The organism is Nonomuraea sp. SYSU D8015 (genome assembly GCF_008065375.1).
Lineage (GTDB): Bacteria > Actinomycetota > Actinomycetes > Streptosporangiales > Streptosporangiaceae > Nonomuraea.
In genome coordinates, this window is the sequence record NZ_VJYI01000003.1 from 183,846 (window position 1) to 207,491 (window position 23,646).

General features: G+C 71.6%; 20 protein-coding genes. 9 read left to right on the top strand and 11 right to left on the bottom strand.

All coding sequences use genetic code 11. The features are described 5' to 3' along the window. Nucleotides 1-50 precede the first annotated feature (50 nt). Nucleotides 51-1,103, bottom strand: a complete 1,053-nt coding sequence (locus ID574_RS16305) for a TerC/Alx family metal homeostasis membrane protein (protein ID WP_188189747.1) — start codon at nt 1,101-1,103, stop codon at nt 51-53. 180 nt (nt 1,104-1,283) lie between these two features. Then, nucleotides 1,284-2,801 carry a serine/threonine-protein kinase gene (locus ID574_RS16310; protein WP_188189748.1) on the bottom strand — a complete coding sequence of 506 codons (1,518 nt, stop codon included), beginning with the start codon at nt 2,799-2,801 and terminating at the stop codon, nt 1,284-1,286. Nucleotides 2,802-2,978: 177 nt separating this feature from the next. Between ID574_RS16310 and ID574_RS16315 the strand changes: the two genes are divergently transcribed. Both ID574_RS16315 and ID574_RS16320 read left to right on the top strand, forming a co-directional pair. Next, nucleotides 2,979-3,335, top strand: a complete 357-nt coding sequence (locus tag ID574_RS16315; protein ID WP_223166750.1) for a YciI family protein — start codon at nt 2,979-2,981, stop codon at nt 3,333-3,335. Between the two features lie 4 nt (nt 3,336-3,339). Beyond that, the gene (locus ID574_RS16320) at nt 3,340-4,614 is read left to right on the top strand and encodes an RNA polymerase sigma factor (protein ID WP_188189750.1); all 1,275 of its coding nucleotides are present in this window, start codon (nt 3,340-3,342) and stop codon (nt 4,612-4,614) included. A 28-nt stretch (nt 4,615-4,642) separates the two neighbouring features. Here ID574_RS16320 and ID574_RS16325 read toward each other — a convergent pair whose 3' ends face one another. After that, complete coding sequence (locus ID574_RS16325; protein ID WP_223166751.1) at nt 4,643-5,497, bottom strand: alpha/beta fold hydrolase; 855 nt, start codon at nt 5,495-5,497, stop codon at nt 4,643-4,645. Beyond that, complete coding sequence (locus tag ID574_RS16330; protein WP_188189751.1) at nt 5,469-5,960, bottom strand: hypothetical protein; 492 nt, start codon at nt 5,958-5,960, stop codon at nt 5,469-5,471. The genes ID574_RS16325 and ID574_RS16330 overlap by 29 nt, the downstream gene beginning before the upstream one ends. 181 nt (nt 5,961-6,141) lie before the next feature. Here ID574_RS16330 and ID574_RS16335 point away from each other — a divergent pair, with 181 nt between their 5' ends. Then, the gene (locus tag ID574_RS16335; RefSeq protein WP_262496011.1) at nt 6,142-6,564 is read left to right on the top strand and encodes an isocitrate lyase/phosphoenolpyruvate mutase family protein; all 423 of its coding nucleotides are present in this window, start codon (nt 6,142-6,144) and stop codon (nt 6,562-6,564) included. Between the two features lie 95 nt (nt 6,565-6,659). On the opposite strand, the gene ID574_RS16340 is transcribed toward ID574_RS16335, so the two are convergent. From ID574_RS16340 to ID574_RS16370, 7 genes are all read right to left on the bottom strand, one after another. Next, on the bottom strand, nt 6,660-11,249 hold the full coding sequence (locus tag ID574_RS16340) for a ThuA domain-containing protein (protein WP_223166752.1): 4,590 nt from the start codon (nt 11,247-11,249) through the stop codon (nt 6,660-6,662). A gap of 218 nt (nt 11,250-11,467) precedes the next feature. Further along, entirely contained in the window at nt 11,468-12,301 is an 834-nt protein-coding gene (locus ID574_RS16345; RefSeq protein WP_188189753.1) for a sugar phosphate isomerase/epimerase family protein, read from the bottom strand. Nucleotides 12,302-12,339: 38 nt separating this feature from the next. Next, nucleotides 12,340-13,548 carry an ABC transporter substrate-binding protein gene (locus ID574_RS16350; protein WP_188189754.1) on the bottom strand — a complete coding sequence of 403 codons (1,209 nt, stop codon included), beginning with the start codon at nt 13,546-13,548 and terminating at the stop codon, nt 12,340-12,342. After that, complete coding sequence (locus tag ID574_RS16355) at nt 13,535-14,485, bottom strand: ABC transporter permease (RefSeq protein ID WP_188189755.1); 951 nt, start codon at nt 14,483-14,485, stop codon at nt 13,535-13,537. The genes ID574_RS16350 and ID574_RS16355 overlap by 14 nt, the downstream gene beginning before the upstream one ends. Before the next feature lie 10 nt (nt 14,486-14,495). Then, the gene (locus tag ID574_RS16360; protein WP_188189756.1) at nt 14,496-15,509 is read right to left on the bottom strand and encodes an ABC transporter permease; all 1,014 of its coding nucleotides are present in this window, start codon (nt 15,507-15,509) and stop codon (nt 14,496-14,498) included. Next, on the bottom strand, nt 15,510-16,943 hold the full coding sequence (locus tag ID574_RS16365; RefSeq protein ID WP_188190263.1) for a sugar ABC transporter ATP-binding protein: 1,434 nt from the start codon (nt 16,941-16,943) through the stop codon (nt 15,510-15,512). A gap of 2 nt (nt 16,944-16,945) precedes the next feature. After that, complete coding sequence (locus ID574_RS16370) at nt 16,946-18,040, bottom strand: Gfo/Idh/MocA family protein (RefSeq protein WP_188189757.1); 1,095 nt, start codon at nt 18,038-18,040, stop codon at nt 16,946-16,948. A gap of 124 nt (nt 18,041-18,164) precedes the next feature. On the opposite strand from ID574_RS16370, the gene ID574_RS16375 reads away from it, so the two are divergent. The 6 genes from ID574_RS16375 (at nt 18,165) to ID574_RS16400 (ending at nt 23,645) form a co-directional block, all read left to right on the top strand. Further along, nucleotides 18,165-19,355, top strand: coding sequence for an ROK family protein (locus ID574_RS16375; protein WP_188190264.1), 1,191 nt, complete (start codon nt 18,165-18,167; stop codon nt 19,353-19,355). A gap of 121 nt (nt 19,356-19,476) precedes the next feature. After that, entirely contained in the window at nt 19,477-20,610 is a 1,134-nt protein-coding gene (locus tag ID574_RS16380; RefSeq protein ID WP_188189758.1) for an inositol-3-phosphate synthase, read from the top strand. After that, entirely contained in the window at nt 20,607-21,485 is an 879-nt protein-coding gene (locus ID574_RS16385; protein WP_188189759.1) for an SCO3242 family prenyltransferase, read from the top strand. Before ID574_RS16380 ends, ID574_RS16385 begins: the two co-directional genes overlap by 4 nt. Then, nucleotides 21,482-22,348 (top strand): sugar phosphate isomerase/epimerase family protein, encoded by an 867-nt coding sequence (locus ID574_RS16390; RefSeq protein WP_188189760.1) that lies wholly within the window; start codon nt 21,482-21,484, stop codon nt 22,346-22,348. Before ID574_RS16385 ends, ID574_RS16390 begins: the two co-directional genes overlap by 4 nt. Next, complete coding sequence (locus ID574_RS16395; protein ID WP_188189761.1) at nt 22,293-22,799, top strand: EboA domain-containing protein; 507 nt, start codon at nt 22,293-22,295, stop codon at nt 22,797-22,799. Before ID574_RS16390 ends, ID574_RS16395 begins: the two co-directional genes overlap by 56 nt. Beyond that, complete coding sequence (locus tag ID574_RS16400) at nt 22,800-23,645, top strand: TatD family hydrolase (protein WP_188189762.1); 846 nt, start codon at nt 22,800-22,802, stop codon at nt 23,643-23,645. Nucleotide 23,646 lies beyond the last annotated feature (1 nt).

A 23,646-nucleotide genomic window follows, 5' to 3' on the forward strand; every position in this document is an offset into this window, starting at 1 on the left:
CGCTCGACGCGGGAGCCGGCTTCTCGAGGGCCCGCGATCGGCGTCGGCGGTCAGTGCGGGGCGGGACTGTCCGAGCGGTGCCCGGCCGGTCCTTCCACATGGGGATCGGCGGGGCGGGGCGTGGCGCGCCGGTCGGCGTACAGGCTGGTGAGCGTGACCGTGGCCAGGACCGCGATGATGATGCCCAGCGAGGCCAGAGTGGGGATCTCCGGGACCTGCGTCCAGATGCCGTGCGCCCAGTGCAGGACCAGCTTGACGCCGATGAGCGCCAGGATGACGGCCAGGCCGTGGTTGAGATGCCGCAGCTTGGTCAGCGCGCCCCGCAGCACGAAGTACAGCGCTCGCAGGCCCAGCAGCGCGAAGGCGTTGGTGGCGAAGACGAGGAAGGGGTCCTCGGTCACCCCGTACACGGCGGGCACCGAGTCGACGGCGAAGACGATGTCCGTGGCGAAGACCGCGACGGTGGTGAGGGCCAGCGGGGTGATCGCCAGGCGGCCCTGCTCGCGCACCACCAGCCGGAACCCGCGGTAGTCACGGGTGACGGGAACGAAACGGCGCAGCAGCCGCACGCTGCGCATGGCGTCGATGTCGACCTCCTGCCCGCCGCCGCGCAGCGCCTCCTTCAACACCTTGCCCGCCGTCAGGATGAGGATCGCCCCGAACAGCAGGAACGCCCACGTGCCCGACTGCAGGGCGGCCTCGCCCAGCGCGATGAAGATCACCCGGAGCACCAGGGCCCCGACGATCCCGTACAAGAGCACCCGCTGGGCCAGCGCCGGCGGCACCGCGAAAGCCGCCAGCAGCAACATGAACACGAACAGGTTGTCCACCGACAGCGACTTCTCCACCACGTACCCGGTGAAGAACTCGACCGCCACGGTCGTGCCGAAGGCGCCCCACAGGTAGGCGCCGAAGGCGATCGGCAGGACGAGGTAGAACACCGACCAGGCCACGGCCTCGCGCATGTGGACCTCGTGCGGGCGCCGGGTCAGCACGATGTCCACCGCGAGCAGCACCACCAGGACGGCGACGGCGACCGACCACAGCTGGACGGAGCCGATCGAGCCCTGAATGGGCGCAGCCAGAGATGTCCCCACGGACATGGAACCTCCTCGAACGTCAACCGTTCGAGGTCTCCTTCACCCGGGGTGCGGGCGGCCGTCCGGGGGCGCTCGGTACGCCCGTACTGACCGGATCGACGCTTGGGAAGTACTCCCCTCGCCACCGCCCAGGGTAGGGCAAAGCCCTATCGCGCTCCACCCCCGGTGCCGTCCACCGGCTCGTCAGTCGTCGTCGTCACCGTACTCTTCGGCGTCCTCATCAGCGTTCTCATCGGCGTTCTCATCGGCGAGGACCAGACCGTGACGGGTGAGGAATCGCGTGAGCGGGCCGTCGGCGAGCTCGCCCTCGCGCCTGGCCTCGGCCAGATCCTCACCGAGCTCCCGGATCTTCTCCCGGGCTTCCCCGGGCTTGCCTTCGACGAGCTTCTCGGCCGCTTCGCGGATCTTCTCATGCGCCTTGTCGGCCAGATCGTCGTCGATGCCGCCTCGGGCCTGCTGGTCGCTCACGGCCTGGTCGAGGGCGACCAGCCAGGCTCGCGGGTCCTGAGCCGCCGGCCGCGTGCGCGTGGCGGTCGGCGAGGGGGTGGGCCGGGCGGTCGACCGGGTGGCCGACGGCTGGGGCTGTTGTGAGGGGCGGGCGGTCTCGGAAGGCGCCGCTGACGGCTGCGGCGACGCTGTGGGCTCCTGGGAGCCGGAGAACACGATCACCGCACCCAACGTGACGACCGTGATGGCCGCGACGGCGGCGCCGACCTGGAAGAGCAGGCGCCGCCCGTCCGGCGGCCCCGGCCGCGGCCCGGCGGCCACGGTGCCGGACGGCGGTGCGTCGAAGAGGCGGGTGTCGCCCGCCCGGGCCACGCCGGGAGAGGGCATGGGCGCCCACGCCGGCTGGTGCGCGGGCCGCCTCCGGTCACGGGCGACGTGGGCGATCGTGGCCACGACCTGGCGTACCTGCTCGGCGCTCGCCGGGCGGTCGGCGGGGTTCTTGGCGAGCAGGGCCAGGATGAGCCGCTCCAGCTCGGCCGGGAGGTCCGGGCGGTGGCTGCTGGGCGGGGCGGGCGGCTGGTGAACGTGCCGGTAGACGAGCTCGGCCGGCGAACCGGTGAACGGTGGCCGGCCGCACAGCAGTTCGTACGCCACGCAGCCCAGGGCGTACAGGTCGGTGGCGGCCTCCCCGCGGGAACCCTCGATCTGCTCGGGGGCGAGATAGGCGGCCGTGCCCACAATGGTGCCGACCGCGGTCAGCCTCGCCATGTCGCCGGCCATCTGGGCCAGGCCGAAGTCGACGACCTTCAGGATGCCGGCGCCGGTCAGGTGCAGGTTGGCGGGTTTGACGTCGCGATGGACCACGCCGACCTGGTGGGCGGCATCCAGGCCGGCGGCGGCGTGACTGAGCAGGTGGCATGCCTCGGCGATCGGCAACGGGCCGCGGGCGGCCAGCTCGGCGGCCAGGCTGCGGCCGGTCAGCAGCTCCATGACGAGATAGTGCCGCTGCGCGTCCTGCCCGACGTCCAGAACCGTCACCACGTTGGGGTGCACGATCCGCGCCGCCGCCTTGGACTCGCGGGCGAACCGCTCCGCCGCCGCCATGCCACCCGCCAGCGGATTCATGATCTTCACCGCGACGGGGACGTCCAGCCGCTGATCATGTGCGCGCCAGACCTCGCCCATGCCGCCCCGGCCGATCAACTCGATCGGCTCGTAGCGCCCGGCGATCACTCCAGGTTTCACGTCCGGCATGTCCCATCAGCTCAACTCTCGATCACTGCGGGCTTACTCTACGCACCCCTGCCCTCGGCCCGGTCGGCCGACCTGAGACATCGAACGGATACGGTGAGGGCGCATCGATTCGCGACCGCCTCGTTCGTCGTATGAGTAGTCGGGCCAACCGGGCCTCGAAACGATGGGATGTCGGACATGGCGAAATACCTGCTCCTGATCTACGGGAACGAGCAGCTCTGGCAGGCGCGGTCCCCGGAGGAGATCAAGGACCTCCACGCCGGCCACGCCGCCTTCGCCGCGGCGGCCGGTGACGCGATCCTCGGCGGCCACGAGCTGGAGTCGTCCACCACCGCGACCACCCTGCGCGGCACCGTGAGCGGCCGGCCCACCCCGACCGACGGGACCTTCCTGGAGACCAAGGAGGTGCTGGGCGGCTACTACCTGGTCGAGGCGCCGGACCTCGACGCCGCGATCGCGCTCGCCGAGAAGCTGCCCGAGGTCTCCGAGGCGCACAGCGGGGTCGAGATCCGGCCGATCCGAGAGGCGAGCTGACCGCGTGTCCGGGCACGAGCGCGACCCATCCGCTGATCTCGACGTCAACGAGGCGATCGCGCAGGCGCACCGTCGCGAGTGGGCCAGGGTGCTCGCCGCGACGGTGCGCGTCGCCCGCGATCTCGACCTCGCCGAGGAGTGCGCGCAGGACGCGTACGCGCAGGCGCTGCGCACCTGGGCCGCCAGTGGCGTTCCCGCCCGGCCGGGCGCCTGGCTGACCACCGTCGCGCGCAACCGCGCGAAGGACCTCCTGCGGCGGGAGTCCGTGCTGCGGTCGGCGCTGCCGTCGCTCGTCGTGGACGACGTCGTGGCCGGGCCGGAGGACCGCGACGACCCGCCGGTGGTCGACGACGACCGGCTACGCCTCATCTTCACCTGCTGCCACCCGGCGTTGTCCCGCGACGCGCAGGTGGCGCTGACCTTGAGGCTGGTGTGCGGCCTGTCCACGGCCGAGGTGGCCCGGGCGTTCCTGGTCCAGGAGTCCGCGATGGCGGCGCGGATCACGCGGGCCAAGAAGAAGATCAGCACCGCCCGGATCCCGTACCGGGTTCCCGCGCGTGCCGATCTCCCCGAGCGGGTCAGCGCGGTGCTGGACGTGGTGCACCTGGTGTTCACCACCGGCCATGCGGCGCCCGTCGGCGCGGAGCTCGTACGCCAGGACCTGGTGGACGGCGCCATCCACCTCGCCCGCACGCTGTACCGGCTGCTGCCGGGCGACGGCCAGATCGCCGGCCTGCTCGCGCTGATGCTGCTCACCGACGCACGCCGGGACACCCGTTTGTCCGGCGCCGGACGGCTCGTCCTGCTCCCCGACCAGGACCGGACGCGGTGGGACACCCGGCAGATCGCCGAGGGCACCGCGCTGCTGGCCGAATCGCTGCGGCAGGCGCCGACCAGGTATTCCGTGCAGGCCGCCATCGCCGCCGTGCACGCCGAGGCGGCGACCTGGGAGGACACCGATTGGACGGAGATCGTCGGGCTGTACGACGTGCTGCGGCGCCTGTGGCCGTCCCCGGTGGTCGAGCTCAACCGGGCCGTCGCGATCGGCTTCCGCGACGGCCCCCGGGCCGGCCTCGCCGCCCTGGCCCCGCTGCTCGACGAACCGGCGTTGGCGACGTACGGCTACCTCAGCGCGGCCCGCGCCGACTTCCTGCGCCGGCTGGGCCGGTGGCAGGAGGCGACCGCGGCGTACGAGGAGGCCCTGGCGATGACCGACAACCACGTGGAACGCGTTTTCCTCACCGGACGGCTCGAAGAGGTCCGCACTCACCTGTCCTGACCCCGCCCCCGGCCTGGCCGCCGGAGCCTCACGGTAGGTGGCGCTCGAGGAACTCAATGATCACCTGGGCCACGTCGCCGGGCTTCTCCTGCACCATGTTGTGGCTGGCGGCCAGTTCCACCACCTGGATGTGGGGGTGCGCCTCGGTGATGGGCGCCAGATCGCGGCGTATCCCGCGGCGCAGGGCCGCCATGAGCTCGCTGCCGGGCATGCCCGGCGGGTCCTGGGTGGGCACGACCACCAGGGTGGGGCAGCGCATCGCCGGCAGCGACGGGATGGCGTCGCGGAAGAGGGGCGCATGGCGTATGGCGGCCAGCAGCCGCGGGCCCGGCCGCAGGTAGCGGTCACCGCCGACGGTGGCCACGGCCCGCGGGGGAAGCGCGGCGGCCTGCTCGGGCGGCAGTGGCCGGGCCATCGCGGCCTCCTGTGCGTCGAACACGGCCTTCAGCTGCGCCAGCTCCGTTTCCACCTGGGCCGGGTCCATGCCGGGATAGTTGGCGGGCTCGTTCTCGGCCGAGCGCAGGCCGTCGAGGTTGACGACGGCCGGGCACTCCGGATGGCGGGCGGCCCACACGGTGGCCAGCATCCCGCCCAGCGAGTGGCCGACGATCGCCGGCGCGCCGAGCCCCAGGCGGTCCGCCACCGCCTCGATGTCGTCCAGGACCGCGTCCCACTCCCAGGGGGCGTCGCCCGACAGGCCGTGCCCGCGCAGGTCCATGGCGACCACGCGGTACGCCCCCGTCAGCGGCGGCGCCACCTCCTGCCAGGCGTCCAGGGTGGCGCCCAGGCCGTGCAGAAGCAAGACGGGGGGACCGTCGCCGCCGTGGTCGCGCACGGCGAGGGGGATCGTGTGGTCAGTGATGGTCACGTCCTGCTGCGACACGTTGCTCCTTGGGGATGGTGAGCCGGGCGCGGATCGACGCGGTCGTCACCCCGCCGCTGGGGTGCCGGTCGAGCTTGGCGCGTTTGACCAGGTCGTGAACACCCTGGCGGGTGATGCCGAGCATCGCCGCCGCAGTGGCGAAGCCGACCGCCTCCGCTCCCGGATGGCCCGCCCGCCGTGCGACGGCGCGCCCGAAGGCGGTGCGCCACCACTCGTCGGGAGGATCGAACGGCCCGTCGCCGGGGAAGAGCGCGGCGATGAGCCGCGCGGAGACCATGACGGCCAGCCGGTCGTCGGGGCCCAGGAGTTGCGCGGCCCAGACCTCGGCCTGCACGCGCAGCCGATCCCGTACGTCGCTCACCTCGTCGCCGGGGTCCAGGAGGATCTCCAGCGGGTCGACGATCCGCGTCTCGACCAGGCGCGTCAGTTCGCGCGCCAGCTCCACGTGTTGCGCCGTGTCCACTTGACGAACAATAGCAAGTACTTGCTCATGACTGTCAAGTAGTCATGGCATCCGCGACGCCCACGAGCCGTCGGGCCATATCAGGACACGACGTAGATGTCCGGGCGGTCGGCGTCAACCTGGAGGACTCCCCGGGCCGGGCGGCGCGCCCCTGCACCCGCCGCGGGACCAGGCCCGGCGTATCGCCGCGGCGCGGGAGGCCGCCGACGCGGCCGGGGTCGGCCTGTTCGTCGACGCCCGCACCGACGTCTACCTGTCCGGCGCCCCCGGCGACCGGCTCGCCGAGGTCGAGGAGCGGGCGCGGATCTACGCCGACGCGGGCGCGGACGGGCTGTTCGTGCCGGGCCTGCCCGACCTCGATGCCATCGCCCGCCTGGCCGGCGGCCCGCTGCCGCTGAACGTGATGGCGGGCCCGGGCGCGCCGCCGGTGGCCGAGCTGGCGGCGGCGGGGGTGGCGCGGGTGAGCGTCGGCTCGGCGATCGCCCAGTCCGCGTACGCGGCCGCCGCGCGGGCGGCCGCCGAACTGCTGGCCGGCGGCACGTACGACACGCTCGCCGACGGCCTGGACTACGGCGCGCTCAACACCGCGCTCGCCGGGCGGTGACGGCCGCTGCGGCAGGCAAAGCGGAACTCCCCGTACGCCGGACGCGTACGGGGAGTTCCGCTGCGTGCCGCGGGGCGGCGGCACATGAGGGTGTGTCAGCCTCTGATGACGGCGATCATCTTGTCGGCGTCGCGGGTGAGCACCTGGCGCACCTCGGCGCGCGGGACCAGCTGCTGATCGGTGAGGAGCTCCTTGAAGTCGTTCAGCTGTCGTACCGCCCTGTCGTCCTTGCCGGACGCCTCCGCCCTCCTGGCCCGGGTCAGCTCCCCCGTCAGGTCGTCGTGGGCGTCCTCCGACAGCCAGCTCGTGGCGCGGAACCGGTCGAGCAGGTTCTGCATGTCCCGCAGCGAGGTGGTGACGCTGAACCGCACCGACGTGGTCACCGCGTTGCCGGCGTTGTCGGTCGAGGTCACCGCGATCGTGTGCGCCGCCAGCGTCTGGGTGAACAGCGGCAGCACCGAACCCGGCGTGTGCGGGGCGCCGTCGAGGGTGCCGGTCGTGCTGCGGACGCCCGAGGTGGCGTCCACGGCCTCCCAGGTGATCACCACGTCCTGGGAGTCCCCGTACACCTCGCCGTCGGCCACGCCCGACACGAGCAGGATGGGCTTGGTGGCGTCGATCTTCAACACCGCCGCCTTCTCCTCCTCGACGTTGCCCGCCGCGTCGGCCGTGCGGTAGCGCAGCTCGTGCTCGCCGTCGCCGTCGACCACCACGGGCGTTCCGGTGTAGGCCTTCCAGCCGCCGCCGTCGAGGGAGTACTCGATGAGCTTGACGCCGGAGTGTGCGTCCTGCGCGGCCAGCTCGACCGGGACCGAGTCCTTGCTCCATCCGTTCTCGTTCGGCGGCGCGAACGAGGCGGTGGTCTGCGGAGCGGTCGTGTCGATCTTGAGCGTGAGCGAGCGGGCCTGCTCGACGTTGCCCGCGCCGTCCCGTGAGCGGTACTCGAGGGTGTGCGCCCCGTCACCGCTGACCGTGAACGGCATGCTGTACGCGGTCCAGGCGCCGCCGTCGATCCGGTACTCGGTGGCGGCCACGCCGCTGCCGTTCGCCTCGTCCACCGCGGTCAGGGTGACCTCGACGGGAGCGGCGGTGTACCAGCCCTCCTTGCCGTTCGGCTCGGCCGGGTTCTGCTTCGCCGTGGTGGTCGGCGCCGTCTCGTCGGCGGGGTCGCCGCCGACCTTGGTGAGGCGGAACGTCTGGTTCGGCGCGGCCGAGCAGTTCCACTGGATCACCGCGGCGCCGTCGGCCTGGGAGACGCCGTTGATGTCGACGCACAGCCCGGTCTTGGCGGAGACGATCTGGAAGAGGCCTTCGCCGCCGCCGGTCGGGACCACGGTGAAGTACTGGTTGGGTGCGTCGGCGCTGCCGGCGGCATGGCAGGCCCACTGGACGAGCTGGGTTCCGGGTGTGGTCGTGCCGCCCGGAATGTCCGCGCACTTGCCGCTGCCGACGTTCTTGAGCTGGTAGCCGCCGGGCGCGGGCACCACTTCCCACCGCTGGATGGGGTCCTCGGTGGCGCCCATCTGGACGAGCTTGGCGTTGTCCGCGGTGGACGCGTTCTCCGTGGTCACGTTCTTGCCGCTGTGCTGGGCGGTCATCGTGTAGACGCCCGGTTCGATCGCGGGGGGCGGAGCCTCGCTCACGAACTGGACGGCGTCGAGGTCGAAGGCGTTGTCGGCGGAGTTCTTGAACACCACGTACAGCGTCGAGGTGGTCGCGTTCGCCGCCACCGCGACGGTCTGGGTCTGCTGGTAGTTGTTCCAACCCCCGGTGCTCGGGACGGCGGCGCTGGCCAGCAGCCGGCCGGTGGGGGACTCGGCACGCAGCTCGATCAGCCCGCCGCCGGTGGGACTGGACAGGCGGAAGTTCACGCCCTTGACGGCGTGCAGGTTCATCGGGGTGAACGAGATCCAGTCGTTGTTGCTGATGTCGCCGATGCGCTTGCCGCTCTCGGCGCCGGGCTCGTCGATGACCCGCACGCCGGCCTGGGCGTTGAAGAACTCGGCCTGCTTGCGCATCGGCTGCAGGATCGCCTTGGCGCGGCCGGTGAGCGGCATCTCCTGCGAGCCGTCGGTGTAGTGGGCGTTGAGCACGTAGTACAGGTTGGCGCCGTCGGGGTGGCCGCCGAGGTCGCCGGTGTTGACGACGCCCTCGCACCCGGGGAGCTCCACGGTCTCGTGCTCGTGGTCGTCATGGCCGAGCGCCGGGTTGACGAACACCTTGGCGCAGTCGATCTCGCCGTCCTCGGGGTCGGTGACCTTGATCTTGTACGGCACGTCCTGGCCGAACTGGATCGGCGTGCCGTTCAGCGGGGTCTCGATGGTCACCGTGGGCCGGCTGTTGCCGGCGGTGATCTCGATGTTGGCGAAGCCCTCCTTGCCGGTGCTGTCGGTCACCTTGAGCTGGGCGGTGAACCGGCCGATGGTCTCGTACACGTGGGTCGCCTTGACCTGGGTGGAGTCGACGGTGCCGTTGCCGTCGAAGTCCCAGGCGTAGGTGAGGGAGTCGCCGTCGGGGTCGTAGCTGCCGGAGGCGTCGAACTCGACGGTCAGCGGCGTGACGCCGTCGACCCGCGAGGACGTGGCCTTCGCCACCGGCGAGCGGGCGCCGGCCGCGTAGTCGATCCGGTAGAGCCCGGAGTCGTTGTTGCCGCCGCCGAAGTCGGTGCCCCACTCCAGCAGGTACATCGCGCCGTCCGGGCCGAAGGTCATGTCCATCGGCTTGAGGAACGGCGTGGTCCCCAGGAAGCTGTTGATCTTGAAGACCTGGTCGCCGGCGTCGAGGTGGATCTCCTTGATGTAGTGGCGCGACCACTCGTAGAAGAAGTTCACGCCGTCGAAGTAGGGCGGGAACTTGGTCTTCGAGGGGTTGTCCGCGTCGTAGCGGTAGACGGGGCCGCTCATCGGCGCCGAGCCGCCCGAGCCGAGCTCGGGGAAGGTCGGGGAGGTGCCGTAGCCGTACCACATGACCGGCTTCTCGATCGGCGGCAGCTCGGTGAGGCCGGTGTTGTTCGGCGACTCGTTGACGGGGGCGGCGCAGTCGAACTTGGCGCCGATCTCCTTGGTGTCCGGGTTGTAGGGCGCGTACGGCTGGTTGTCACCGTGGCAGAACGGCCAGCCGAAGTTGCCCGGCTTCTTGATGACGTTGTATTCCACCAGGCCCTCGGGCCCGCGGTCGGTGGTGGGGCCGCCCCGGTCCGGGCCGTAGTCGGCCACGTGCAGGTACCCCGTCTTGGCGTCGACGGTGAACCGGAAGGGGTTGCGGAAGCCCATGGCGTAGATCTCGGGACGGGTCTTCTCGGTGCCCGGCGGGAAGAGGTTGCCCTCGGGGATGTCGTAGCCGCCGTCGGCCTTCGGCTTGATCCGCAGGATCTTGCCGCGCAGGTCGTTGGTGTTGCCCGCGGTGCGGGCGGTGTCCAGCATGTGCTGGCCGGGCCGCCAGTCGAGCGGCGCGTAGCCCTGCCAGTCACCGGAGAGGTTCGGCGGCACGTCGTCGCCGACACTCAGGTAGAGGCTGCCGTCGGGGCCGAACTCGACCGCGCCGCCGGTGTGGCCGGGCTCGGGGTAGGTCCGGGCACGGTAGGCGGGGATCTCGATGATCTTCTTCTCGGTGCTCAGGTCGATGGTGTCGCCCTGCACGGTGAACCGGGACAGCCGGTTGACGTCTTGGGCGCTGTCGGCCGGCGACCAGTAGACATAGATCCACCCGTTCTGGGCGAAGTTCGGGTCGAGCTCCATGCCGACCAGGCCGTCCTCACCGCCGGTGTAGACGTTGAGGGTGGCGGCGGTGACGGTCATGTGGGTGTCCGGCTTGTGGATCTTGATCTCGCCCTGGCGCTGGACGTAGAACACCCGCCCGTCGGGGGCGACGTCCAGCTCCATCGGGTTGCTGGTGTTGTCGTCCAGGGTGACCTTCTCGAAGCTGCTCCACACGGTGCCGCCGCAGTCGCCCGGCTGGGCGCCGGCGGCCCACTCGACGCCGCCGAGGACGTGCTCGCGGAATTCGGGCTCGCTGTAGGAGGCGGCCTCGTGTCCCATGGCGGTGGCCCACACGCGGGCGCCCTCCGCCTGGCGGCACCAGGAGATCGGGTGGTCAGGACCCATCGCCGACGAACCGGGGTTGTAGGTCGTCTCGTCCGCGGTCACCAGGACGTGCACGTTCCCGCGCGGGTTGGGGTGGAAGTTGTACCACTCCTCCGGGCGCTCCCACCGGGCCGGCAGGTTCTTGGTGGACGGGTGGACCCGGTCGACGACCTTGGCCAGCCCCTGAAGGGTGCCGGGCGAGTGCGCCGGCATGTGGGCCCCGCCGTTGACGAGTTCGTCCCACCAGGGGAACTCGTTCTCGATGCCCATGTCGAGCGCGTTGTGGATGGCCACGACGCCCTTGCCCGACCGGACGAACTTCTGCAGCGCCTGCCGCTGGGCGTCGTTCTCCCAGACCATGCCGGAGTTCTGCAGCATGATCAGGACGTCGAACGTGGCCAGGTCGGTGTCGTTGAACACCGAGGAGTCGGCGCTCTGCACCACTTCGAAGTCGTGGGCCGCGGCCAGCTCGTTCACCATCTGGATGCCGGCCGGGATGGAGGCGTGCACGTATCCCACTGCTTTGGTGAACAGCAGGGCGCGGAAGCCGTGGAGGGCGGTGCCGGTCGCGTGGGCGGGAGCCGACGCCAGCGTCAGTAACAAGGCTGGGAGTAAGAGGGCAGCGAGAAATCGTCGCATGGCGAATCTCCGGGGGTGCGGGGACACCTCGGAACGAGGCGTGAAGGAACGCTGCTGGGAAGGCGTGCACCGATGGGGCGCACGCCGGCGGGCGTCAGAGGGTGTGCAGGTGAGTCGGCAGTCGGACGGTGGGAGGCGTCAGAGGGTGCACAGGTGAGTCGGCAGTCGGACGGTGAGGGGTCTCAGAGGGTGCGCAGGTAGGCGAGGCCGTCGACGGCCAGCGCGTCCTGGCTTTCGGCGAGCGGCCGCCAGATGGAGGCCGCGGTGGCGATGGTCTGGTTGTGCGCGGTGAAGGACTCGATGACGAGCGGCCCTGCGTAGCCGACGTCGTTCAGGGCCCGGGTGAAGCCGGGCCAGTCGAAGCGGTCGGCCCCCGGCGTGCCGCGATCGGTGCCGCACACCTGCACGTGCGCGATCCGATCCGCCGCGGCCCGTACCGCCTGGGCGGGGTCTTTCTCCTCGATGTTCATGTGGTAGGTGTCGAGCGCCAGGTGACAGTCCTCGGGCAGCGCCTCGAGCGCCTGCTCGACGGTGTTGACGAGGCTGGTCTCATACCGGTTGAGCGGCTCGACCGCGAGCTTCACCCCGCGCTCGGCCGCGTAGCCCAGGACGGGGCGCAGATGCTCACGCAACTCGGCGTAGACAGCGCGGCGCTCGTCCGGTGACATCCGCCACGTACGGCCGACCGAGGCGTACGCCGGCCCCCCGATCACCGGGGAGCCGACGGTCACCGCCACGTCGACGCAGTGGCGCAGATAGTCCTGGGTGTCGCGAATCGTCTCCGGTGAGGCGGCCACGAGCTCCCGCCCCGGCGGCATGACCAGCACCACGGACGCGGCGAGCCCCTGCTCGGCCAGCACCGCCGCGGCCTTGTCCGGGTTCCAGTCGCCGGGCTGCTCGACGGGCAGCTCGATGACGTCGAAGCCCCACCCGGCGACGCGGGGCGCGAGCCGCGCCAGATCGTCGTCGGTCAGCGGCGAGACCCAGACCCAGGTGTTCACTCCGATGGAGAACATGGCGTCCCTCTTCGTCGTCGGTTCGCGGAAGGAGCCGATCAGCCCTTCTTCCCGCCCCAGGTCTCCGGGAACCCGGGCAGGTCCTCACAGCCGCACAGCGCGTAGTGCAGCGGCGGCATGTTCGGCTTGAGGTAGGTCGCCAGGTTCTCGCTGGTGACCTTCGGCTGCGGCAGGTTCCACATCTTGGGCACTTCCTCGCCCTTGAGGATCTTCAGCGCGGCGATGATCGGAGTGCGCCACTGGTAGGTCGGGTACGTGGGCGCGACGGCGGTGAGATTGGCGTCCTTCCACTTCTGCAGGAAGTCCTGCTGGTCCTCGCCGTTGATCGGCGGCACCGGCAGGCCGGCGTCCTCGAACGCCTCGATCGCGGCCACCGCCGTGGCGCCCGCGTCCATCCAGACGCCGTCGATCTTGCCGTGCCGCTGGATGTAGTCGCTGACGATGCTCTTGGTCTTGGCCGCGTCGCCGTCGGTGAACTCCACGCCCACCACCTGGACCTTGCTCTTGTCGAAGACCACCTTCGCCGCCGACCAGCGGGTCTCCAGCACGTCCACGCCGGGCAGGATGCGCAGCGCCAGCACCTTCCCGCCCGCGGGCACCTTCTCGACCAGGAACTCGGCGGCGTCGGCGCCGAAGGCGTAGCCGCCGATGGGCTTGATGAACGTCACCGGGCAGTCGGTCTCCACGCCCCGGTCGAAGACGATGACGGGCACCTTCCCGCAGGCGGCCGTCACGGCGGGGGTGAGCGTGGCCGTGGTGTTCGGCGAGATGATCAGCGCGTCGCAGCCCTTGGCCTGCAGCTCGGCGATGTCGGAGATCTGCTTGTCGTCCTTGCCCTCGGCATCCAGCGCGGTGAACTTCTCGATCTCCTTGTGCAGGCCGACCTCGGCCTGCATCGTCTTCCACCCGACCTGGCGCCAGGGGTTGTTGACCGCGGCGTTGGAGAAGCACAAGTGGTACGGCCCGTCCTTCTTGTACTTGGCGGTGTCGGTCATCTGCGGGGCGATGGCCTGCTCCCACGGCTTGTCCGACGGGCCCTCCGGCGTCTGGGAGCGCATGGCCAGCTGGGCGTCGAAGTCCGCCTGCACGAAGAACTTCGACTGCGTGCCCGTGCCCGCGCTCTGGGCACTCTGGCTGGCGCTCGCGGCGGGCGCCGCGGGCTGGGTGGCGGTCGTCGGCTTGTCGGTGGTGCAGCCGGCGAGGACGAGCGCGCTGAACACGGCGACTGCGGCCTTATGACGCGGCATGTGCGTCTCCTTTTCGGGGGGTGAACTTCCAGGGAAGTCGGATGGCTCCCGCCGCGACCGCGGCGATGATGATGACGCCCTGCACGGTGAACTCCAGCGCCCCCGAGATTCCGTACAGGTTGAGCAGGGTGAACAGCGCCTCCAGCGTGAAGGCCCCGGCCATGGCGGCGAGCACGGAGCCGCGGCCGCCGCCGAGCACCACGCCGCCGAGGACGACCGCGGTGATGGCGGAGAACTCCAGCCCCTGGCCGACCTGCGCCGAGACCCCGGCGAAGCCGCCGAGCAGGATCGCCGCGACGGCCGCGGCCAGGCCCGACAGCATGAAGGCGAAGATCTTGGCCCGGTCGACGCGGACCCCGGACAGCGCCGCGGCGCGCTCGTTGTCGCCGGTGGCCATCAGGGTCTTGCCGAAGTCGGCGCGCATGAGCCAGATCGCCGCCGCGCCCACGGCGAGCAGGATCAGCACCGACCACGGCACGGGTCCGAGGCCACCGCGGCCGAAGACGCGGAAGCCCTCCGACAGCGCGCCACGCGGCGCGCCGCCGGTCCACAGGAAGACCGCCCCGGACAGGATGAGCAGCATGCCGAGCGTCACGATGAACGACGGCACCCTCAGCTTGGTGGTGACCACGCCGTTGACCAGACCCACGAGCAGCCCGATGACGATCAGCAGGGCGATGACCGGCCAGGTGGCGGACTCGTCGCCGTCGATGAGCCGCGCGGCGATCACCACTTCGGCCGTCACCAGTGAGCCGACCGACAGGTCGAACTCGCCGGAGACGATGACGAAATACTGTCCCGCGGCCAGGATCACCAGCGGCGCCGCTCGCTTGAGGAACGCCAGGAACCCGGCGGGCTCCAGGAAGAAGGGGTTGGCGACCGCGATCGCGGCCAGCAGCACCACGAGGACCGCGAGGATGGGAAGTGCCCGCTTCATGCCGCCCGCCTCATTGTGACCGCCTCATTCCGCGCCGGGCGTAGACGGCCACCGCGATGACGATGACCACGCCGCGGACCACGTCCTTGACGAAGGAGTTGACCTCGAGCTGGTTGAAGATGGTGTCCAGGACGGCCAGCAGCAGGACCCCGCCCACGGTTCCGGCGACCCCGCCCTTGCCTCCGGCCAGCGCCGTCCCGCCGAGCACGACCGCGGCGATGGACTCCAGGTCGTAGCCGCCGTCGGTGCCGACCGTGGGCGCGCCCGCCCCGAGCCTGCTGGCCAGCAGCAGACCCGCGATGCCGGCGCAGAGGGAGCAGAGCACGTGAGTGATCACGATGACCCGGCCCGTGCGGATCCCGGACAGCCGGGCGACCTCCTCGTTCCCGCCCACCGCGTAGATGCGGTATCCCAGCCGGGTCCTGCTCAGCAGGAACCAGGCCACGACGGCCACGCCCGCCCAGAGCAGGGCGGAGATGGGGATCGGCCCGATCCGTGAGTAGCCCAGCAGCTGGAACGACTCGGGCACCTTGCCCGCCGGGCCGTCGTAAAGGTGGTCGACGATGCCCTTGATGATGAGGGCGACGCCGAGCGTGGCGATGAAGGCGTGGACCTGGAGCCTGGTGATGACCAGCCCGTTGACCAGCCCCACCAGCGCGCTGATGGCCAGCACCGCGGCGATGGCGGGCAGGATGTTCCCGTCCTGGCCCGCCATGATCTCCGCCGCGACCAGCGAGGTCAGGCTGATCAGGTACGCCACGGACAGGTCGAGCGACCCGGCCAGGATCGCCAGCGTCTGCCCGATCGCCACGATGCCGAGGGCCGCCGAACGCTGCTGGATCCCGACGACGCTCTCCATGGTCAGGAACTGGCCGCCGTCGAACGCGACGAGCACCCAGCCGACCGCGATCAGCCCGAGCAGCGCGAGGAACACCACCTGCGTGGGCTCGCGCAGCCGTGCCGCCAGGCCGCTCCGGGCCTCGCCGCGGCCGGCGGGACGGCGGACGCGTACGAGCTGGTTCATTCAGGCCACCTCTCCCGCGGCCAGGCGCATGATGGCCTCCTCCGTGGGTCCGGCCGGCAGCGTGCCGGCGATGCGGCCGTCCCGCAGGACGACGATGCGATCGCTCATGCCGATGAGCTCGGGCAGCTCGGAAGAGATCATCATGATCGCCATGCCGTCATTGGCCAGTTCGCGCATCAGGTCGTGGATGGCGGCCTTGGCCCCGACGTCCACGCCGCGGGTCGGTTCGTCGAACAGCAGCACCCGCGGCGCCATCGTCATCCACTTGGCGAGCACGACCTTCTGCTGGTTGCCTCCGGACAGGTAGCGGACCTCCTGCTCCTGGCGCGGAGGCGAGAGGCGGACCCGCTCCAGCAGGTCGCGGACGCCGTTGCGGCCCTTGGCGCCTCCTACCGCGCGGGCGACGAGCAGGGCGTTGTCGCGCACCGACTGGCGCAGCGCGAGCCCTTCGGCCTTGCGGTCCTCGGTCACCAGCCCGATGCCCATGGCCACGCCTTCCCGGACCGAGCGGGGGCGCGACGGGGTCATCTCGCCGGCGGTGAACGGCTCCGCGCCGAAGATCGCTTTGGCGAGCTCCGACCTGCCGGATCCCTGCAGGCCCGCGATGCCGACGATCTCCCCGGCGCGCAGCTCCAGATCGATGTCGCGGAGCTTGTGGTTGCCCGCTGCGCGCAGGCTGAGCCGTACCTCGCCGGCGCCCGCCGAGCGGGGCGGGAAGTAGGTGCCGAGGTCGCGCCCCACCATCAGGCGGATCAGCTCGTCGGAGGACACCTCGCCGATCGGGACCGTGGTGACGCGCGAGCCGTCCTTGAGCACGGTGACCCTGTCGGCGAGGTCGAACACCTCGCGTAAGCGGTGGGAGATGTACACGACGGCGACGCCGCGCTCCCGCAGCCGCCCGATCAGCCGGTAGAGCAGCTCGACCTCGTGCTCGGCCAGCGCCGCGCTGGGCTCGTCCATGACGATCAGCCGCGCGTCGATCGACAGCGCCTTGACGATCTCGACGACCTGCTGCTGGGCCACCGACAGGCGCTTGACGGGGTCGCGGGGGCCGAAGGAGTCCTCGCCCAGCTCGTCGAGGAGCCGCGCGGTCGCCTCCTCCATGGCGGCACGATCGACCAAGCCGCGTCTGACGGGCTCGCGCCCGAGGAAGACGTTCTCGGCGACGGTGCGCTCGGGCAGCAGGTTGAACTCCTGATAGATGATCGCGATGCCGGAGCGCTGCGCGTCGAGCGGGTGGCCGAAGGAGACCGGCCGGCCGTCGATCTCGATCGAGCCCTCGTCCGGCGCGTGCACCCCGCAGATGATCTTCATCAGGGTCGACTTGCCGGCGCCGTTCTCGCCGACGACGGCGTGGACCTCACCGGCCGTCACGTCCAGGTCCACCCCGGACAGCACCCGCACGCCTAAGAAGCTCTTGCCGATGCCGCGCATGCTCAGCACTCGGTCCACCTCCCCGAATCGGCGGAGGCGAGGACGGCCTCGCAGATCGCGGCGGCCCGGGCGCCGTCCGCGAACACCGGCAACCCGTCGCGGTGCTCGCCACCGAGCACGGCGTAGGTGTCGGCGACGAAGGCGTCGAAGCAGTCGTGGTACCCCTGGGCGTGCCCGGCGGGCAGCGGGGAGTAGGGCAGGGCCGCCTCGGACAGGGTCTCCGGGTCGCGCACGAGGGCCCGCGACCCGGCGCGCTCCCCCAGCCAGAGCAGTTCCGGCTGCTCCTGGTCGAAGGCGAGGCTCGCCTCGGTGCCGGAGATCTCGAGGAACAGCCGGTTCTTACGGCCCGGGGAGACCTGACTGGTGACGAGCGCGCCGACGGCCCCGGAGGCGGTGCGGAACTGGACGGTGGCCACGTCCTCGGTCACCACGGCGGTCGTGCTCGCACGCGCCGGCTGCACGACGGCGGTCTGCGCGCAGACGCTGACGATGCGGTCCGCGGTGACGAACTCCGCCAGGTCGCACCAGTGGGATCCGATGTCGGCGAACGTCCGGCTCGGCCCGCCCAGCTCCGGGTCGACCCGCCAGTTGTCGTCGTCCGGGCGCAGCAGCCAGTCCTGCAGATAGCTCCCCTGAATGAGGCTGATCCGGCCGACGTCGCCGCGGGCGACGCGCTGCCGGGCCTCCCTGACCATGGCGTGGAAGCGGTAGACGAACGGGACCGTCGCGACCAGTCCGGCCTCGGCCGCCCGCCCCGCCATCAGCGCGGCGGTCGGCGCGTCCGTGGCGAGCGGCTTCTCGCAGATCACGGCCAGTCCGGCGGACAGGGCCTTGAGGGCGAACGGGGCGTGGAGGTGGTTGGGGGTGCAGATGTGCACCAGATCGATCTCGCCGGACTCGATGAGCTGGTCGGCGGAGGAGAAGACCTTCACCGAGCCGAGGCCGGCCCGCTGCGCGTTCTCGGGTCGCGATCCGGCCACTCCGGCGATGGTCGCACCGGCGAGCCGCGCGGCGCGGGCATGCACCCGCCCCATGAAACCCGTCCCGATGATGCCAACCCTAGGGCTATCGGGTGGTTTCGGGCTTATATCCCTCATGTTGCGGGATGCTAGAACCGTCTTATGTCGACGGTCAAGCAAAAGCTCCCGCCGATGCGGCATAATTAGAGGGTGATCACGAAAGATGTCGCCCCGATGAACGGAGCAGGTGTTGGCTGAGAGCATGCTGATCGACACCGGCGGCTCGGCCACCGGCGCAGGGGTCCTGCTCTCGATCCTGCGCGACGGGCGGCCCCGCACCCGCGCCGAGCTGGCCCAGCTCACCGGATGGGCCCGCTCGACGCTGTCACTGCGGCTGGACGCCCTGCTCAACCAACGCCTGGTGGCGCCGACCGACGACGCGATCCACTCCGGCGGGCGTCCCGCGACGACGTTCGCCTTCAACCGGAGCGCGCGCGTCGTGCTGGCCGCGGACCTCGGGGTGACGCACGCCCGGCTCGCCGTCACCGACCTCGCGACCACGGTGCTCGCCGAGCGCACCGCCGAGATGCCCATCGACCGGGGTCCGGTGCCTGTGCTGACCTGGCTCGTCGAGAGCTTCCACGAGCTGCTCGGCGAGTGCGGGCGCGGCATCGCCGACGTGTGCGGCATCGGCGTCGGCCTCCCCGGCCCGGTGGAGCACGACACCGGCAAGCCGGTCAACCCGCCGATCATGCCGGGGTGGGACCGCTTCGCGGTGCCCGAGTGGCTGAGCGCGCGGCTCGGCGCCCCGGTGCTGGTCGACAACGACGTGAACATCATGGCGCTCGGCGAGTACTGGGCGGTCAGATCGCAGGTCAGGCACATGATCTTCGTCAAGATCGGCACCGGTGTGGGCTGCGGCATCATCAGCGAGGGCCGCCTGCATCGCGGCGCCCAGGGAGCGGCCGGCGACATCGGCCACATCCGGGTCCCGTCGTTCGAGGACGTCGTCTGCCGTTGCGGCAACACCGGGTGCCTGGAGGCCGTGGCGGGCGGCGGCGCGCTGGCCGCCCGCCTGCGCGCGGCGGGCGAGGACACCTCCGTCAGCCGCGACGTCGTCGAGCTGGTGCGGGCGGGCAACGTCCCGGCGATCCAGGCCGTCCGGCAGGCCGGCCGCGAGATCGGCACGGTCCTGGCCTCGGTCGTCAACTTCTTCAACCCCTCGCTCATCGTCGTCGGCGGCGACATCGCGGAGTCGGGCGAACACCTGCTCGCGGGCGTCCGCGAGGTGATCTACAGCAGGTCGCTGCCGCTGGCCACGCAGCACCTCGGCATCCTGACCAGCGAGCTCGGCGACCGCGCGGGCGTCACCGGCGCGGCGGTGATGGTGATCGAGCACGTGCTGGCGCCCGAGGCGGTGGACCAGGCGGTGATGGCCGCAAGCGGAGGATGATAAGACGGCCGCTGGCCCGCCTTATGCTTGACCATCGACAAAAGTAGCTCTTAACATCGCGGTTACTTACATACCGGATGCCTTCCGCATGCGGGGGTAGTCCCGACACGATGGAGCTTTCATGGACAAGCTCGGTGTGTGGCTCATCGGGGCACGGGGATCCGTGGCGACCACCGCGACCGTCGGCGCCGCGGCCATCAAGGCGGGAGTGGCCTCCCCGCAAGGATGCGTGAGCGAGTCCCCCGGCTTTCCCGGGCACCTGGTTCCGATCGCCGACCTGGTCTTCGGCGGCCACGACATCACCGAGACGTCCTTACGCAAGCGGGCCGAGCAGCTGGCCAGGGCAGGGGTGATACCGCCGGACCTGCCGGGGCTGCTCGCCTCCGAGCTGGACGCCGCCGACGCCGAGATCCGGCCGGGTCACGTCCCCGGCGACGGCGGGCGGGCCGCGGCCCGGCTGATCGGCGACATCGCCGGCTTCCGCGCCCGGCACGGGCTGGCCCGGGTGGTCGTCATCAACGTGTCGTCGACCGAGCCCCCGGCCGGTTCGCGCCCGGAGTTCACAAGGCTGGCCGACCTCGAGGAGCGGCTCGCGGCGGGGGACGACGTCCTGCCGCCGAGCTCGCTGTACGCCTATGCGGCGTTCCACGCCGGGTGCGGTTATGTGGAGTTCACCCCCTCCACCGGGCCGACCCTGCCCGCCCTGGCGGAACTCGCCGCCCAGCGGGGCGTGCCGTACGCCGGACGCGACGGCAAGACCGGCGAGACCCTGGTCAAGAGCGCCCTGGCGCCCATGTTCGCCGGCCGGGCGCTGCGGGTCCGCTCCTGGTCCGGGCTCAACCTGCTCGGCGGCGGCGACGGGGCGACGCTCGCAGATCCGGCCGCCAGGTCGAGCAAGCAGCTCTCCAAGGACCAGGTCGTCGCCGGAGTCCTGGGAGAGCCCGTCGAAGGGCAGACGCACATCGACTACGTCGCCGACCTCGGAGACTGGAAGACCGCCTGGGATCACGTGACCTTCGAGGGATTCCTCGGCGTGCGGATGGCCATGCAGTTCACCTGGCAGGGCTGCGATTCGGCGCTGGCCGCCCCGCTCGTCCTGGACCTGGCCCGGCTGGTCGCCCGTGCGCACGAGAAAGGGCGGCACGGCGTCCTGCCCGAGCTCGCCTACTTCTTCAAGAGCCCGCTGGGGACGGACGAGCACGCGCTGGCCGTCCAGTACGCCCGGCTGCGCGCCTTCGCCGAGGAGCTGTCATGAGGGCGCTCCTGGAGCTGGTGCGCGCACCGGCCGCCCTGTCGGTGCCCGGGGACACCATGGCGGGGGCCGCCGCCGCGGGGCGTCGTCCCGCGCCCGGCCTGGCCCTGGCCTCGGTGCTCATGTACTGGTCGGGAATGGCGCTCAACGACTGGGCGGACCGTGAGGCCGACGCTGTCGAGCGGCCGGAACGCCCGATCCCGTCAGGCAGGGTCCGCCCGGGCGCCGCGCTCGGCCTCGCGGCCGCCCTGACCGGCGCGGGCCTGGCCACCGCCGCCGTCGCCGGCGGCCGCCGCGCTCTCACCGTGGCGGGACTGCTGGCCGGCGCGGTGTGGGCCTACGACCTGGGCCTCAAGCGGACGGCGGCGGGACCGGCGTCGATGGCGGCGTGCCGCGTGCTGGACGTGCTCCTGGGCGCCGGCGAGCAGGCTCGAGCCGCCGTGCCCGCGGCGCTGGCGATAGGCGCGCACACCTACGGGATCAGTGTCCTGGGCCGCGCCGAGGTGACGGGCGCGACGCCCGGGACCGCCGAGCGCGCGCTCGTGGCCAGCACCGCGGCGGCCGGGCTCGCGGCGGCCTCCTGCCTGCGTGACCGGGCCGGCGCGGGCCCCTCCCGCCTGCGCAACGGAGCCGCCGCCCGGGCCGGCGCGGGCGTCCTCATCGCCGGCTACCTCGCCTCCACCCTCCCGGTCCAGGCCGGGTTACGGACCCGCCCCGACCCCGAGAACGTCCGGCAGGCCGTCCGGCTGAGCATCCTCGGCCTCATCCCGCTCCAGGCGGCGGCGGTGGCCGGCGGCGGGCGGCCCGCGACGGCCGGCGCGCTGCTGTGCTCGCTGCCCGTGGGACGGTGGCTCTCGTCCCGGCTGGCGACATCGTGAAGTGGGCCTACTGCACCAACGGCTTCTCCGATCACCGGCTCGGCGAGGCGCTCGAGGTCCTGGCCGACCTGGGATACGCCGGTGCGGCGATCACGCTCGACCACGGTCATCTCGACCCCTACTCCCCCGGCCTGGCCGCGGAGGTGTCCCGGATCGCCGCGCTCCTCGATCGCCTCGGCCTCGACGCCGTCGTCGAGACGGGCGGGCGTTACACCCTCGATCCCCTCCGCAAGCACCATCCGACCCTCATCAGCGACGGCGCCGAGCGCCGAGTGGAGTTCCTGACCACGGCGATGCGGGTCGCCGCCGACCTGGGCGCTCCCGTGGTGCATCTGTGGAGCGGGGCCCTGCCCGACGGCATGACGGAGGCGGCGGCGTACACGCGGCTGGCCTGCGAGTGCGCACGGCTGCTCGACGAGGCCGACCGGGTGGGCGTCACGCTGGGATTCGAACCCGAGCCCGGGATGCTCGTCGCCGACCTGGACGGCTACGAGCGGCTGCGTGCGATGCTCGGCGCCCATCCCCGGTTCGGCCTCACCCTCGACATCGGGCACTGCCACTGCGTGGAGCGGGAGGACCTGGCCACCTGTGTCCGCCGGGCGCTGCCGTACACCGTGCACGTGCAGATCGAGGACATGCGCCGGGGCGTCCACGAGCACCTGGAGTTCGGCGAGGGTGAGATCGACTTCGCGCCGGTGCTCGCCGCGCTGCACGGCTACCCGGGTCTGGTGGCCGTGGAGCTGGCCCGGCACAGCCACGCGGCCCCGCAGGTCGCCCGCCGATCGATCGACTTCTTGAGGAGGGCACATGAAGGAGCCGGCACAGGAGTGGCTGGCACAAGCCGTCCGGCAGGTCGAGGCTGACCCGCAGGCGATCCACCGGCTCTTCCCGCAGGCCGAGCGGCGGGGCGGCCCGGGTGCCCGGCGCGCGCTGCTCGGCGCGCTGCACGGCCACCACGCGGTGATCCGCAGCCTGTACGAGGCCGGCGACAGCGGCGAGCGGCTGGCGATCCTGACCGCCCTGCACGAGCTCGACCTGGACGGGACGGCGGTCGGCCTGGTGGAGGACGCGCTGCGCACCAATGACGCCCGGCTGGTCGCCGCTGCCCTCGGCCCGTACGGCTCGGCGTGGCTGGACGACCACTCCTTCCGTCAAGGGGTGCTCAAGTGCGTCTTCATGTCGATCCCCCTGGCGGCGGTGGCCGAGCTGGACCGCCGGTTCGACGCCGAACTGGCCCGGATGTTGTCGGACTACGCGGCGGAGCTGCGGGCGGCCGGTCGGCCCGTCCCGCGCGACGTCCTGGAGAGGATCTGAATGCGCATCTTCGACCCCCACATCCACATGACCTCCCGGACCACCGACGACTACCAGCGCATGCACGCCGCGGGGGTCCGGGCCGTCGTCGAGCCCGCCTTCTGGCTGGGCCAGCCCCGTACCAACGTGGGGAGCTTCCTCGACTACTTCGACGCGCTGCTCGGCTGGGAGCCGTACCGCGCCGCGCAGTACGGCATCCGCCACCACTGCGCGCTCGCGCTCAACCCAAAGGAGGCGAACGACCCCCGGTGCAGGGGCGTGCTGGCCGAGCTGCCGCGATACCTGCTGAAGGACTCCGTCGTCGCGGTCGGCGAGGTCGGCTACGACTCGATGACGGCCGACGAGGAGCGGGCCTTCGAGGCCCAGCTCGTCCTGGCGCGGGAGAACGATCTCCCCGTCCTGGTGCACACGCCGCACCGGGACAAGGCCACGGGCACCCGCCGGACGCTCGACGTGGTCAGGGCCGCCGGGATGCCCCCTGAGCAGGTGCTCGTCGACCACCTCAACGAGATGACCGTCGGCATGGTCGCGGACTCGGGCTGCTGGATGGGCTTCTCGATCTACCCCGACACCAAGATGGACCCGGACCGGATGGTGGCCGTGCTCAAGGAGTACGGCACGGACAGGATGCTGGTGAACTCCGCCGCCGACTGGGGACGGAGCGACCCGCTGAAGACGCGCGAGGTCGCCGACGCCATGCTCGCGGCCGGCTTCGGCGAGGACGACGTCGACCGGGTGCTCTGGCGCAATCCGGTCGCCTTCTACGGGCAGAGCGGCCGGCTCGTCCTCGAGACCGGCTCGGAATCCGGCCCCGACTACGCCGGCAACACGATCAAGCGGGGCTGAC

Excerpts from the sequence above, each read along its gene's own strand:
- ID574_RS16395 (WP_188189761.1), top strand. The coding sequence starts at position 22,293 with ATGAAGGAGCCGGCACAGGAGTGGCTGGCACAAGCCGTCCGGCAGGTC.
- ID574_RS16370 (WP_188189757.1), bottom strand. The coding sequence starts at position 18,040 with ATGAGGGATATAAGCCCGAAACCACCCGATAGCCCTAGGGTTGGCATC.
- ID574_RS16345 (WP_188189753.1), bottom strand. The coding sequence starts at position 12,301 with ATGTTCTCCATCGGAGTGAACACCTGGGTCTGGGTCTCGCCGCTGACC.
- ID574_RS16305 (WP_188189747.1), bottom strand. The coding sequence starts at position 1,103 with ATGTCCGTGGGGACATCTCTGGCTGCGCCCATTCAGGGCTCGATCGGC.
- ID574_RS16380 (WP_188189758.1), top strand. The coding sequence starts at position 19,477 with ATGGACAAGCTCGGTGTGTGGCTCATCGGGGCACGGGGATCCGTGGCG.
- ID574_RS16375 (WP_188190264.1), top strand. The coding sequence starts at position 18,165 with ATGCTGATCGACACCGGCGGCTCGGCCACCGGCGCAGGGGTCCTGCTC.
- ID574_RS16365 (WP_188190263.1), bottom strand. The coding sequence starts at position 16,943 with ATGCGCGGCATCGGCAAGAGCTTCTTAGGCGTGCGGGTGCTGTCCGGG.
- ID574_RS16360 (WP_188189756.1), bottom strand. The coding sequence starts at position 15,509 with ATGAACCAGCTCGTACGCGTCCGCCGTCCCGCCGGCCGCGGCGAGGCC.
- ID574_RS16355 (WP_188189755.1), bottom strand. The coding sequence starts at position 14,485 with ATGAAGCGGGCACTTCCCATCCTCGCGGTCCTCGTGGTGCTGCTGGCC.
- ID574_RS16310 (WP_188189748.1), bottom strand. The coding sequence starts at position 2,801 with ATGCCGGACGTGAAACCTGGAGTGATCGCCGGGCGCTACGAGCCGATC.
- ID574_RS16400 (WP_188189762.1), top strand. The coding sequence starts at position 22,800 with ATGCGCATCTTCGACCCCCACATCCACATGACCTCCCGGACCACCGAC.
- ID574_RS16315 (WP_223166750.1), top strand. The coding sequence starts at position 2,979 with ATGGCGAAATACCTGCTCCTGATCTACGGGAACGAGCAGCTCTGGCAG.
- ID574_RS16350 (WP_188189754.1), bottom strand. The coding sequence starts at position 13,548 with ATGCCGCGTCATAAGGCCGCAGTCGCCGTGTTCAGCGCGCTCGTCCTC.
- ID574_RS16385 (WP_188189759.1), top strand. The coding sequence starts at position 20,607 with ATGAGGGCGCTCCTGGAGCTGGTGCGCGCACCGGCCGCCCTGTCGGTG.